At 56.2% G+C, this 13,253-nt stretch carries 11 protein-coding genes; 4 read left to right on the top strand and 7 right to left on the bottom strand.

All coding sequences use genetic code 11. The annotated features are described in order from the left end of the window. Positions 1–3 precede the first annotated feature (3 nt). A complete protein-coding gene (locus ACQG19_RS23635) occupies positions 4–2,046 on the top strand; it encodes an AsmA family protein (RefSeq protein ID WP_058679116.1) in 2,043 nt (680 codons plus the stop codon). Between the two features lie 93 nt (positions 2,047–2,139). On the opposite strand, the gene ACQG19_RS23630 is transcribed toward ACQG19_RS23635, so the two are convergent. The 3 genes from ACQG19_RS23630 to ACQG19_RS23620 all read right to left on the bottom strand — a co-directional run bounded on the left by ACQG19_RS23630 (position 2,140) and on the right by ACQG19_RS23620 (position 5,701). Continuing rightward, on the bottom strand, positions 2,140–3,462 hold the full coding sequence (locus tag ACQG19_RS23630; RefSeq protein WP_013099207.1) for an MFS transporter: 1,323 nt from the start codon (positions 3,460–3,462) through the stop codon (positions 2,140–2,142). 263 nt (positions 3,463–3,725) lie between these two features. Beyond that, positions 3,726–4,751 carry an inner membrane protein YhjD gene (yhjD, locus tag ACQG19_RS23625; protein ID WP_013099206.1) on the bottom strand — a complete coding sequence of 342 codons (1,026 nt, stop codon included), beginning with the start codon at positions 4,749–4,751 and terminating at the stop codon, positions 3,726–3,728. A gap of 50 nt (positions 4,752–4,801) precedes the next feature. Beyond that, entirely contained in the window at positions 4,802–5,701 is a 900-nt protein-coding gene (locus ACQG19_RS23620; protein WP_020686106.1) for a LysR family transcriptional regulator, read from the bottom strand. A gap of 119 nt (positions 5,702–5,820) precedes the next feature. Between ACQG19_RS23620 and ACQG19_RS23615 the strand changes: the two genes are divergently transcribed. Further along, positions 5,821–6,579: an SDR family NAD(P)-dependent oxidoreductase gene (locus ACQG19_RS23615; protein WP_020686105.1), complete on the top strand. Its 759-nt coding sequence runs from the start codon at positions 5,821–5,823 to the stop codon at positions 6,577–6,579. A 173-nt stretch (positions 6,580–6,752) separates the two neighbouring features. After that, positions 6,753–7,355 carry a helix-turn-helix transcriptional regulator gene (locus ACQG19_RS23610; RefSeq protein ID WP_038420781.1) on the top strand — a complete coding sequence of 201 codons (603 nt, stop codon included), beginning with the start codon at positions 6,753–6,755 and terminating at the stop codon, positions 7,353–7,355. On the opposite strand, the gene ACQG19_RS23605 is transcribed toward ACQG19_RS23610, so the two are convergent. Next, entirely contained in the window at positions 7,334–7,660 is a 327-nt protein-coding gene (locus ACQG19_RS23605) for a lysozyme (protein WP_013099202.1), read from the bottom strand. The two genes, ACQG19_RS23610 and ACQG19_RS23605, sit on opposite strands and share 22 nt — an antisense overlap. 71 nt (positions 7,661–7,731) lie before the next feature. Beyond that, complete coding sequence (locus ACQG19_RS23600) at positions 7,732–8,271, bottom strand: GNAT family N-acetyltransferase (RefSeq protein ID WP_062935255.1); 540 nt, start codon at positions 8,269–8,271, stop codon at positions 7,732–7,734. 148 nt (positions 8,272–8,419) lie between these two features. Here ACQG19_RS23600 and ACQG19_RS23595 point away from each other — a divergent pair, with 148 nt between their 5' ends. Then, positions 8,420–10,009: an STY4199 family HEPN domain-containing protein gene (locus ACQG19_RS23595; RefSeq protein ID WP_130626989.1), complete on the top strand. Its 1,590-nt coding sequence runs from the start codon at positions 8,420–8,422 to the stop codon at positions 10,007–10,009. A 58-nt stretch (positions 10,010–10,067) separates the two neighbouring features. Here ACQG19_RS23595 and ACQG19_RS23590 read toward each other — a convergent pair whose 3' ends face one another. Beyond that, a complete protein-coding gene (locus ACQG19_RS23590) occupies positions 10,068–11,717 on the bottom strand; it encodes an alpha,alpha-trehalase (RefSeq protein WP_013099199.1) in 1,650 nt (549 codons plus the stop codon). Between the two features lie 183 nt (positions 11,718–11,900). After that, complete coding sequence (gene gorA / locus ACQG19_RS23585; protein ID WP_020687710.1) at positions 11,901–13,253, bottom strand: glutathione-disulfide reductase; 1,353 nt, start codon at positions 13,251–13,253, stop codon at positions 11,901–11,903.

Here is a 13,253-nt window from a genome sequence, read left to right as displayed (position 1 = left end):
AAAATGACTAAAACAACCAGGGTAATCTCCTGGACAGCAGGGATTTTCTTGTTGTTGATCGTGGTCGCTATCATCATTATTGCGACATTCGACTGGAACCGTCTTAAGCCGACCATCAACCAGAAAGTCTCAACTGAACTGAACCGCCCCTTCGCGATACGCGGTGATTTGGGCGTGGTCTGGGAGCGTCAGAAAGAAGAGACCGGCTGGCGAAGCTGGATCCCCTGGCCGCACGTTCACGCCGACGACATCGTTCTGGGCAATCCGCCGGATATTCCTGCCGTCACCATGGTGCATCTTCCGCGGGTTGAAGCCACGCTGGCGCCGTTAGCGCTTCTGACAAAAACCGTCTACCTGCCGTGGATCAAGCTTCAGCAGCCCGATGCACGCCTGATCCGTCTCTCGGAAAAAAACAATAACTGGACCTTTAACCTCGCCAGTAGCGGCGAGAAAGATCCCAATGCCCAGCCCTCTTCGTGGTCATTCCGTCTCGATAACATTCTGTTCGATCGCGGGCGGATCGCCATCGACGATAAAGTCAGCAAGGCCGACGTGGAGATCCTGGTCGATCCGCTGGGTAAGCCGCTGCCGTTCAGTGAAGTGACCGGCACCAAAGCGAAAGGGGATAACGCCAGCGCGGGCGATTACGTTTTCGGCCTGCGGGCCACCGGGCGCTACAACGGACAGCCACTGACCGGCACCGGTAAAATTGGCGGCATGCTGGCGCTGCGAAGCGCAGGTACCCCGTTCCCGGTGCAGGCGGACTTCCGCTCCGGCAACACGCGAGTCGCCTTTACCGGCACGGTCAACGATCCAATGAACATGGGCGGGGTTGATTTGCAGCTCAAGTTTGCCGGAGATTCGCTGGGAGAGCTCTACGAACTCACCGGCGTGCTGCTGCCGGATACGCCGCCGTTTGAGACGGACGGGCATCTGGTGGCCAAACTCGATACGGAAAAATCGTCTGTCTTTGACTATCGGGATTTCAACGGCCGTATCGGCGACAGCGATATCCACGGTACGCTGACCTACACCACTGGCAAACCGCGTCCGAAACTGGAAGGGGATGTGGAGTCCCGCCAGCTGAGGCTTGCCGATCTGGGCCCTCTGATCGGCGTTGATTCCGGCAAAGGCACGAAGTCGAAAGAGGTCAAAAAAGACCTTCAGCCCGCGGGGAAAGTGCTGCCCTACGATCGCTTTGAAACCGACAAGTGGGATGTAATGGATGCGGATGTGCGCTTCAAAGGGCGAAAAATCGAGCACGGCAGCACGCTGCCGATCAGCAACCTCTCAACCCATATTCTGCTTAAAAATGCCGACCTGCGTCTGCAGCCGCTGAAGTTTGGCATGGCGGGCGGAACCATCTCCTCGAACATTCATCTTGAAGGCGATAAAAAGCCGATGCAGGGTCGGGCTGATATACAGGCGCGCAGGCTTAAGCTGAAAGAGCTGATGCCCAACGTGGAGCTGATGCAGAAGACCCTCGGTGAAATGAACGGTGACGCGGACATTCGCGGGGTGGGGAACTCCGTGGCGGCGCTGCTCGGGAGCAGTAACGGCAACCTCAAGCTACTGATGAACGACGGGCTGGTGAGCCGCAACCTGATGGAAATCCTGGGGCTGAACGTCGGGAACTACATCATCGGGCAGATCTTTGGTGATGATGAGGTGCGGGTGAACTGCGCGGCGGCGAATCTGGATCTGGTTAACGGCGTGGCGCGGCCGCAGATTTTTGCCTTCGACACGGAAAACGCGGTAATCAACGTGACCGGAACCGCCAGCATGGCCTCTGAGCAGCTTGATTTAACCATCGACCCGGAAAGCAAAGGGATCCGTATCATCACCCTGCGCTCGCCGCTCTACGTGCGCGGCACCTTCAAAAATCCGCAGGCGGGGGTAAAACCCGGGCCGCTGATTGCACGCGGTGCGGTGGCGGCAGCGCTCGCGACGCTGGTCACGCCAGCCGCGGCGCTGCTGGCGTTGATTTCGCCATCAGAAGGGGAAGCCAATCAGTGCCGGACGATTTTGTCGCAGATGAAGAGGTAAGGTGCGGTCTGTATTTGCCGGGTGGCGGCTACGCCTTACCCGGCCTACGATTCAAATGTAGGCCGGGTAAGCGCAGCGCCACCCGGCATTAGCTTAAAGCGCCTGATGCTTAGTCTCGTGCGTCAGCAGCAGCGCAATCAGCGTCAGTGCCGCCATGGCCGCCAGATACACGCCCACGTAGAACAGGCCATAATTTGCCTGCAGCCAGGTGGCGATGTACGGCGCAACGGACGCTCCCAGAATAGACGAGACGTTATAGGAGAACGACGCGCCGGTATAACGCACTTCCGTCGGGAACAGCTCCGGCAGCAGCGCGCCCATCGGGCCGAAGGTTAATCCCATCAGGCTCAGACCAATCAGCAGATACGCCATCACCAGCGCCGGGCTGCCCGAGCCTAACAGCGGCGGGAAGACAAACAGAGCGAACAGAATGATAAGCGTCGTGATGGTGATCATGCTGGAGCGACGGCCAAATTTATCCGCCAGCAGGCCGGCAATCGGCACCATGACGCCAAACCCAATCACCGCCATCATCAGCATCCACAGCACTTCGTTACGCGGCAGACCCAGCCCAACCGGCGCGGCAGCGGTGCTGAACGTCATGGAGTAGACGGTCATGATATAGAACAGCGTATAGGTAGCCAGCATGATAAAGGTGCCCAGCACGGTCACGCGGACATGTTTGGTCAGCAGCGTGCCCAGCGGCACTTTTACCTGTTTTTTTGCCGCCGCCACTTTCGCGAACACCGGCGTTTCGTGCAGAGAAACGCGAACATACAGACCAATCAGCACCAGCACGGCCGAGAAGACGAACGGAATACGCCAGCCCCAGCTCATGAACTGTTCATCGGTCAGCAACCAGGAGAGCAGCAGGAAGGTGCCGTTCGCAAAGAAGAAGCCAATCGGTGCGCCAAGCTGCGGGAAGGAGCCATACAGCGCCCGTTTACGCGCCGGGGCGTTCTCGGTCGCCAGCAGTGCCGCGCCGCCCCATTCACCGCCCAGACCCAGACCCTGACCAAAACGCGCCAGCGCCAGCAGCACCGGTGCCAGAATGCCAATGGTCTCGTAGGTGGGCAGAAGGCCGATGGCGACGGTAGAAATACCCATCGTCAGCAACGAGGCCACAAGCGTCACTTTACGCCCGATGCGATCGCCAAAATGACCAAACAGCGCAGAGCCAATCGGACGCGCGACGAAGGCGATAGCAAAGGTTGCCAGAGACTGTAGCGTGGCCGCCGTCGGGTCGCCCTGCGGGAAGAAAATATGCGGGAAGACGATGACCGCCGCGGTGGCGTAAATGTAAAAGTCGAAGAACTCGATGGCGGTGCCAATCAGCGAGGCGACGACAACTTTATTGCGTGAGTTGACCGGAACGTTTTCGCTCCCGGAATCGAGTGTTGTGGCGGTTGCTTGCATAATATTTTCTTATTTTATGTCGGACGAAAGGCCATATTACGCACAGCAAAAGCGACATTTCAATCTGTAACAAAGCCGCGAACCGGTGATAAAAGCAACAAAAAGCGGATAATGTTCAGACCAGCCAAAACACTTCCATGAAATGCTTCACAGAATTTAAATATCAGTTGATAAAACTGGTTTTCAGTTAAATAAAAGTTACGGACTGGATATATATGCTGAAATGATGAATCGGGCTGAAACTTTCAGCCCGAAAGGGGGAATTAGCGGTGGGTTTTCCCCGGCATGCGCGTGTCGCCTTTGTATTCGGCGGTGGCAATCCACGCCGCGCAGAACAGCGTCAGGCGGGCGAAGAAGTAGAAGAACGCCATCAGCCCCAGAACGGAGCCAAACGCGGCGCCAGAAGGGGATTTCACCAGTGACGGCAGGGTATAAGTCATCACGATCTTAATCACCTCAAAGCCTATTGCCGCGAGCAGTGTTCCGCGGATCAGCGCTTTTTTGCGCGGACGATGACGCGGCAAGCGCCAGAAGATCCAGAAGAACAGCAGGTAGTTGGCGAAAATGGAAATCGCCAGCCCAATGCCGCGCCACGCAGGCTTGAGCCAGTCGATGTAATCAAGATACAGCGCGGAGATAATCATCTGCTGCGCGGAACCGGCGACCGAGGTGATGGAGAGCGTGACGACCAGCGCCACCAGCAGACCAATCAGCGAAACAAAATCGCGGAAATACTTAACCCAAATTTTCTCCTGATCCTGAGGCTTACGCTCCCATACCTCGCGCGACTGGGCGCGAATGGCCTCACGCAGGTTACCCATCCAGTTCACACCGGAATAGAGCGCAATCAGCAAACCGACAATACCCACCGTGGTGCGCTGCTGCACGGCAGTATTGATGGTGCTTTTTAGCGTGGTGGCGAGGGTCGGGTCACTGACGTTATTCAGGATCTTATTAAAAATATCCTGCAGCAGCGTCGGGTGAGACGCGAGCACAAAACCGGCTGCCGCGAACGAGACCATCAGGATCGGGATCATCGACAAAAAGGAAAAATAGGTAATCGCTGCACCAAACTGATTCCCCATCCGGTCGTTGAAACGTTCCGCGGCGCGTATCAGGTGCGCAATCATGGGGATCTGCTGAACTCTCTCCGCCAGCGTAGTGACCGTCCCCAGCGCTTTGCTGGCTTTGCCGGGTGTGCTGGGCTCTTCGGGCCCGGTCTCCATCTTCTTGATGGGATCATAATCTAATTGTTGAGTCGGTCGTTGCGGGTTATTTTCCGGCGTCACGCGTTTTTTCCTTTTCGTTGAGCTGGATGTCATTGAATTATAGCTTGCGACTAATCCACGTAAGCTTTTGTGATTTCCGTAAGCCACTCCATAAACAGGTGTACCCGGCGGGAAAGGTTACGGCGGTGGGGGTAAATCAGGGAAACCGGCATGGGTTCAGCCCGGTATTGCGGCAGAACTTCAATCAGCTTTTTCGTGCGCAGAGAATCACGAACGCCCACGCGGGGAACCTGGATAATACCCAGCCCGGCGATGCAGGCGGCATGGTACGTCTCGGTACTGTTGACCGTTAAGACGCCGCCCGTTTTAACCCACTGGGTCGCACTACCGTTATAAAACTCAAAGCCCTGCGGGCGCGTGCCCAGCATCGCGGCGTAGTGGATTACCGCATGTGAGGCCAAATCGTCCAGCGTTTCCGGATAACCAAACCGCGTCAGATAATCCGGGCTGGCGCAGTTGATAACCGTAAGCTTGCCCAGCGGGCGGGCGATAAGCCCGGAATCTTTCAGGGTGCCGACGCGCACCACGCAGTCAAACCCCTCGCGGATCACATCCACCAGACGATCGCTGCTGCTGAGCTCCAGTTCAATACCCGGATACTGCTGCAAAAACGCAGGCAGTTTGGGGATGACTAAATTTCGTGCAACCCCCACCGGCATATCGACGCGTAGCCGCCCGCTGATACTGGAGGGATCGTGCTGGAACATACCGTCCAGTTCATCAAGGTTCGCCAGCAGATCTTTTGCCCGTTCGTAATAGACCATGCCGTCCTGCGTGAGGCTGACGCGGCGCGTGGTGCGGTGCAGCAGCTGGGTGCCCAGGCGGTTTTCCAGCGCCTGAATCTGCCGCGACACGCTGCCTCTTGGCAGGGTCAACGTCTCCGCTGCGCGGGAAAAACTCTCCAGCTCCGCGACCCGAACAAACAACTGCATTGCGTTAATTTTATCCATCGGTAGCGCTCATTGTTGTTGTAAATGAAACAGTGAAGCGTTCTGTCACATCTTTATTGATCTTCTATCAGCTAATAAGCTCTTTCTCAATCTCCCTGACAACCGAAATGAGGTTTCTTATGACTGAACGTATCGCTTTAGTGACCGGTGGTAGCCGTGGTTTGGGTAAAAACGCGGCCCTGAAGCTGGCAGCAGAGGGAACAGGTATTGTCCTGACTTATCATCACAATCAGCAGGATGCGCTGGATGTTGTGCAAGAAATTCAGGGAAAAGGGGTAAACGCGGCGGCATTACAGCTTAACGTCGGAGATATCACCCATTTCGAACATTTTGCTCAACAGTTGCAGGAAACTCTCCGAACCGTCTGGCAGCGTGATACCTTTGATTATTTATTGAACAATGCCGGAACGGGTTTATACGCCCCCTATACCGAGACGACAGAAGCGCAGTTCGATGAGGTAATGAATGTACATTTAAAAGGGCCGTTTTTCCTGACCCAGCGCCTGCTGCCGTTGCTGAAAGATGGCGGACGGATCCTCAACGTCTCCAGCGGGCTGGCGCGTTTTACACAGCCAGGCTCCGCGACCTATGCGGCCATGAAAGGGGCGATGGAAGTACTGACCCGCTATCAGGCCAAAGAGCTGGGCGCACGCGGGATCTCCGTCAATATCATCGCGCCGGGGGCAATTGAGACCGATTTTGGCGGCGGACGCGTACGAGATGACGCGCAGCTTAATCAGTTGCTTGCGTCGCAAACCGCGCTGGGGCGTGTTGGCCTGCCGGATGATATTGGTGATGCCATCGCCGCGCTGCTCAGCGACAAACTGGGCTGGATGAATGCGCAACGTATTGAAGTGTCTGGTGGGATGTTCCTGTAATACGCCTCCTTAAGGGGACGGAACCTCTTAAGGAAATCCTTAAAAGAGATGTGTCCAGATACGGGCAGATATAAAGAACGGCGATGAATTTGTAACCTCTCCGTTCATTGAGTTTTTTCTCAAATAACGCCTCTATACAATCCCCCCTCGCTATTCTCAGAGGGAGAAAAACGATGCGAGTAATCATGTTTGACAGGCAGTCGATATTTATTCATGGAGCGATAAACAGTTTGCAGACGTTAATTCCTGAAATAAATATGACAGGAACCCGTCAGGCAGATGAATTATGGGCGCAGTTGTCCGCGTCGCCATCCGCTATCGTCATGATTGACGGCGCATTAATTCAGAATGAGGGCATCAGCTTTCTGAAAGACATTATCACGCGTTTCCCTGCGATACGTGTCGTGATGGTGCTGACGAAAAAAGAGACCCGATGGGCTGAACAGATGTTTCAGCGCAACGTGAAGGCGATTATTCCCCGCAATGCCAGTCCCGAGCGGTTTGCCGCAGTGCTGGATTCGGTCTCCCGGGGGATGGTCTGTTTTCCCGGCGAATGGCTTGCGCAGCAGGCGTCACACCAGGCGTTGTTATCCTTAAGCGAGCGCCAGCGTGAAGTGCTCAAGTTACTGGCCGCCGGGGAGTCGAATAAAGAGATTGGCCGCACGCTCAATATCAGTGCGGCAACGGTAAAGGCCCATCTGGAGTCACTTTTCCGGCGGCTGGATGTGAAAAATCGCACGCAGGCGGCAATGTGCTATACCCGGCTCACCGCCTGAGCGATGGCGTTTATTGGACACGGTGTGTCACTAAAACTGAACATTAACAACACCAGCGCATCGTGCTGGTGTTGCGTTAATGGCTGGGCGATATTTTCCTGAATTAACGTCTCATAAATCTGAATATCGTTATCTAACAAGCGCTCTGCTTCAGCAACGGTAATAAGACCATGGAACTTCTCCCATTGCTGAATAACGTGACCATACCCAATAACCTCAGTACCGTGCTCATCACGGTATTTTTCCAGAGACAGCCCTTGCTGTTTTTTAATTAATTCAACGGCAGCAGAAGATAGCTTCAACATGGTATTTTCCTCTTTCAGACACTACTGTAGAGGAAATACGGCACGAGACATATCCGCCAAATGGCCGTTGCTCAGCTGATATTTTCCAGATAGTCGCGCTGTAATAAACCGAATAGCCAGTCATTATGCCAGCGGCCGCCAAGGTAATAGCTCTCACGCAGCTCACCCTCCAGCCGGAAGCGGGCTTTTTCCAGCAGACACCGGGAGGCGATATTCCCTGCCGTGACGGTGGCGGTGAGGCGGCGGATCCCCCCCTGGTGGAAGGCATAATCACAGAGTGCCTGCAGGGATTCAAAGCCGTAGCCTTTTCCCTGGGCCGCGGGGGCGAAAAGGAAACCGACTTCGGCGCAATCCGCTTCGTGGTGTTTGTAGCCGGTCACCCCCAGCGGAGTCTGGCTGGCGTTATCGCGAACCACGAGGCAGAGCCAGTGCATGCAGCCGGGCGTCCATGGCGTCAGTCGGGAGTCGAAGGCCTCACGAATGTCCGCCACAGTGCGATCCTGCGCGACAAAGCGCATCACATCCGGGTCTTGCTGTAGCGCCAGAAAAAAGGGCCAGTCATCTTCCTGTAACGGCGAGCAGATAAGACGCGAGGTGGTTAGCTGAGGCATTCAGATTCTCCTGAAACAATATAAATGATTTTAGGACTGTCACTTTATTTCAACAGAAAGTCAGGTATGGTTAAGCGCGTATAAATAAAAAGAAAAACGGCCGTTCCGGGCCCCTTTTGGATGTCTTCGTGGTCTTTTAAGGAAAACAATGACGCTCAGCACATCACACCATAACCGCGAACAGTTTGAACACTGTCTGGCGGTCATTCGTCAGGCCTCTGTGGAAATATTGCTTCTCCTGAATGTACATGTTTCTGAGGGAAAAGATCCACGCTGGTTTCTGGAGCAGCTGGATAGCGCCCGTTTAGGCCTGGGCGGATGGGGGGCCGTGGCGAAGAAGCTCAACCTGAACGATGCCGAGATGTCAGAATTTACCCTGCAACTGCGCCTGTTGCAGCAGCGCGTACCGCAGTATGAAAGCGGGCAGGATGTCAGTGAAAATCAGCTTATTGCGGCAATGCGGTTTGTCACCGCGCTGGAACATCTTCGTCTGCAACAGCCTCTTCTCACCTACAGTACCGAGCTGGCGCCGGGCAGCGATCTTGAACAGCAGCAGGCGCACAAGCAGGTGCGTGCAATTGAACTGATGATTAAAGGGCTTATCCAGCAGGCGTGGCCCGATCAGGTCCGTCTGAACAACCACCTGAAGACCCTGTTTAACGCTGACCGCGTGCGGCGCTGGCTGAAGCTTGGCGACATCAACGATGTGCTAAGCGGCATGATGTTCAGCGAGCTGGCCCAGATGCTGGTGGATAAAAAAGAGTACAGCCGCTACTACGCGTCGCTGTTCAGCGATCCGTCCATGCTGACGCTGCTGGTGGAGCCGCGCAAAACGCTGCAAACCTTCCTTGATGACATCCGCCAGATCCGCAACAGCCTTACCGTTCAGAAAGCGTTAACCTCGGCGCAAATCCAGCTACTCGACAACTACTACACCCAAATCACCCGGCCCGTTCAGCGTGCGTTTGAAGAGGGGCGAACCCGCGTCAACCCGGCCGGGATAATGGCGGTGGATGCCAGCGAACTGCACGCTTTCTGGGAAAAAGCACAGAAAAGGGATCGGGTCACCGGCGGGGATTTATTTGAGGTACGTGACACCATAGAAAAACCGACCCAGCGCGCCCCGCGCACGCCAGAACAACGCGAGCAGCTCATCTCCGGCGTGTTATGGGGCGCAGTGGGCGTGATGGTCATTGCGATTGTTGTGGGAGGATTCTGGCTGGTGACCAGCAGCGCGCCAGCAGAGACTGCAGTGGCCGCCACCGAAACGCCTGCGCCGCAGGAGATGCGGGAAACGCCCTCCTCGCGGGAGACGCTGACGCGCATGGGCATTACCTGGGACGAGAATAATTTCCGCTCGGCCATCAACCGCAACGACACCCGCATTGCGCAGCTCTTTTTGCAGGGTGGAATGGACTGGAAGCTGTCATGGACCGAAGAGGCGATGTCATCCAACCATGACGACGTGCTGGAGCTGATGTTGCGCTACCGACAGCACATGGTGGAAGAGAAGCCGTGCCGCCGGTTTATCAATACGCTCACCCATGCCATGGCGAATGGCGAATCGCTGACATCCCTGCGTAAACAGTACCTTAAAGCGTTTTGCACCGTCCCGGCCGTGGTGAAACGCCAGCAGCACGATTTGGATATGGCGACGCGCCGCGCCGAGTCACAGCCGAATGCCAGCACGAAAAAATGGCAGGCTATTCAGTCTGCCATTTATGAGGTGATCCGCTGATCGTAACGCCCTCTCCCGGTGGGAGAGGGCGGGGTGAGGGCACCAGACCGCACCCCACTCAAGGCTCCCCATACAACCCAATCAACCGCCGCACCACGCCATTCGTCCAGCCAAAGCCATCCTGCAATGGATACTCACCGCCGCCCCCTTCGCGTGGGGTACTGCTGGCGATGTGATACTTCTCAATCAGCTTATGGTGAGTCTTATAAAAATGATTCACCGTATGCAGCCAGCTCCAGGCGATTTCATCGCCCAGCGAGTCGTTGCCGTACTGCTTGAAGCCCTGAATGGCCATCCACTGCAGCGGCGCCCAGCCATTGGGTTTATCCCACTGCTCGCCGGTTTCGTACTCGGTCGCCAGGATACCGCCCGGGGTGAGCAGACGTGATTTAACCGCATCAGACAAGCGTTCTGCCTGCTCATGGGTCGCCATTCCGACATACAGCGGCACAATGCTCGCCGCAGAGAACAACGCCATATTTTCCCGACGCCAGTCGTAATCGCGGTAGCAGCCATTCTCTTCATCCCACAGGTAGCGGTTCACCGCTGCCCGGCGATCGCTGGCTTTCTGGCGGAACAGGTCAGCCGTCTCCTTATCTCCTTTCGACGCCGAGATATTGGCGATAGCGCTTTCCAGCTTGAACAGGAAGGCGTTCAGGTCGATAGGGATAAACTGAGTGGTGCGAATGCTGGCCAGTCGGCCCGGTTCGCGCAGCCAGCGGGAGGAGTAATCCCAGCCGGAGGCCGCCCCTGCACGCAGATCGCGATACACCTCATTGGGTGGTCGACCGGAATGGCGGGCCGTCTCCACGTCCTCAATCCACGATTCGTCGCGCGGAGTGTCACGGTCATCCCAGTAGCGGTTCAGCAATGAGCCATCCGGCATACGCACCGCGCTGCGATAGGCCTGATTCAGCAGTAGCGACTCCGCGCCGTCCATCCAGAAGGCGTGCTCCATTTTGAGGTGCTCAAGGTAGCGCTTCGCACCGCGCACCCCGTCCTCTTCAAACAGCTCCACCATCAGGGCAAAGACCGGCGGCTGGGAGCGGCTGAGGTAGTAGGTTCGGTTGCCGTTCGGGATATGGCCGTAACGCTCGATCAGCCACGCGAAGTTATCCGCCATGCACTTCAGCAGATCGTTACGGCCGCTCTCGGCCAGCCCCAGCATCGAGAAGTAGGAATCCCAGTAGTAGGTCTCGCTGAATCGTCCGCCGGGGACGATATAGGCCTGCGGCAGAGCTAGCAGGGAAGACCAGGGAATATGATCCTGCGGCTCGCGCGTCAGCACGGGCCACAGGCTGTCGATATGCTCTTTAAGCGACAGCCCCGGGTCGGACACATACTCCGTGCTATAGGTCTCGGGCAGCCAGAAGTGATTCTCCACGAACTGGCGCAGGTCGAAATCCCGGTGGCGTCGCACCTTACGATAGCGGATCAAAATATCCAGCGGATCCATCTTCGGCGCGCAGTCGGGAAAGGTTTTGCTATCCGCAAACAGCCTTGTTGACTGCACATGTTCGAACAGCTCAAGGTAACGGTCAGCGGGGGTCAGGGCATCGGAGGCGGGTAGCCCCTCGATCATTTCTGGCTCCGGCTCCGCCTCAATCATCTCATCCAGTTTCAACTCGCAGGGATCGGTCTCGTAGCGCAGCTCTTCTGCGATCTCGAACGCGATGTTCTCGTTAGCCTGTAGTTTCTGGTTGAACATAATGATAAGGACCTCCGGTTAGGTGTTCTTGAAGACAGGTTTATCCGGGCGTCTTATAAGCGTAGACATTCGCTTCGGTAGATGGGGAGGAATATGTGCGGTAGATCACTCTTTTCGGAGCATTCGTTTTGCAACGATTTGTGAATGTAAAAAAGAATGCCCCTCAGTGGAGGGGCATCAGGACTAGCGCATGGTCACAAACTCTTCGGCCGCCGTTGGGTGGATCGCCACGGTATTATCGAAGTCTTTCTTCGTCGCGCCCATCTTCAGCGCCACTGCAAAGCCCTGCAGGATCTCATCCATGCCAAAGCCAATGCCGTGGATACCGACAATCTTCTCTTCCGGGCCCACGCAGACCAGCTTCATGCGGCACGGCTGACGGTGCGAGGTGACGGCGGTATACATTGCGGTAAACGCAGATTTATACACTTTCACCTGATCGTCGCCATACTGCTCGCGCGCCTGCGGCTCGGTTAAACCGACGGTGCCGATAGGCGGGTGGCTGAAGACCACGGTCGGGATGTTGCTGTAATCCAGGTGCTCGTCCGGCTTGTTGTTGAACAGACGTTCGGAAAGGCGACGCCCCGCCGCAACGGCCACCGGGGTCAGTTCAACGGCACCGGTGTTATCGCCCACCGCGTAAATGCCCGGTACGCTGGTGTTCTGGAATTTATCGACGACGATATAGCCTTTTTCATCGGTTTTCACGCCGGTTACGGCCAGGTTGAAGTTGTCATTCGCCGGTTCACGGCCAATCGCCCAGATCAGGCAGTCGACGGTCTGGCTGCGGCCATCTTCCAGCTCCAGGGTCAGGCTGCCGTCTGCATTTTTAATCACCGCTTTTGGCACGGCGTTGGTATGCAGGGTTGGACCTTCGGTGTTCATCACTTCTACTAAGGTGTCGACGATCAGCGGATCAAAGCTGCGCAGCGGCGCATGTTTACGCACGAACAGGTGCGCTTCAGCGCCCAGACCGTTAATCACACCGGCCAGCTCGACCGCGATGTAACCCGCGCCCACCACCGCAACGCGCTCTGGCAGGGCTGGCAGCTCGAAGAAACCGTCGGAGTCGATGCCGTATTCGGCACCCGGGATGTTCGGGTGACTCGGACGGCCGCCGGTAGCGATCAGGATATGATCGGCAGTGATCGTCTCCCCGTTCACTTCGATCGTTTTCGCGTCCACAAAGCGGGCGAAGCCGTGGATCACATCTACGTTGTTCTTACCCAGCACGTTATCGTACGAGGTGTGAATGCGGTCGATGTAGGCCGTACGGCTGGCGATCAGCTTCTCCCAGTCGAAGTGGTTGATCGTGGTGTCAAAGCCGTAATCCGGGCCATACATATGGATGGCTTCACGGATTTGCGCCGCATGCCACATCACCTTTTTCGGTACACAACCCACGTTGACGCAGGTGCCGCCCAGCGCTTTGGCTTCAATCAGCGCACACTTCTGGCCATACATGGCCGCACGGTTGATGGAGGCGATGCCGCCGCTACCGCCGCCGATTGCGATGTAGTCATAATGCTTAGTCAT

The sequence above is a fragment of the Enterobacter cloacae complex sp. 277I4 genome (genome assembly GCF_050031465.1).
Lineage (GTDB): Bacteria > Pseudomonadota > Gammaproteobacteria > Enterobacterales > Enterobacteriaceae > Enterobacter > Enterobacter cloacae.
Note: the sequence above shows the minus strand (reverse complement) of the source record. Positions and strands in the feature narration are given on the sequence as shown.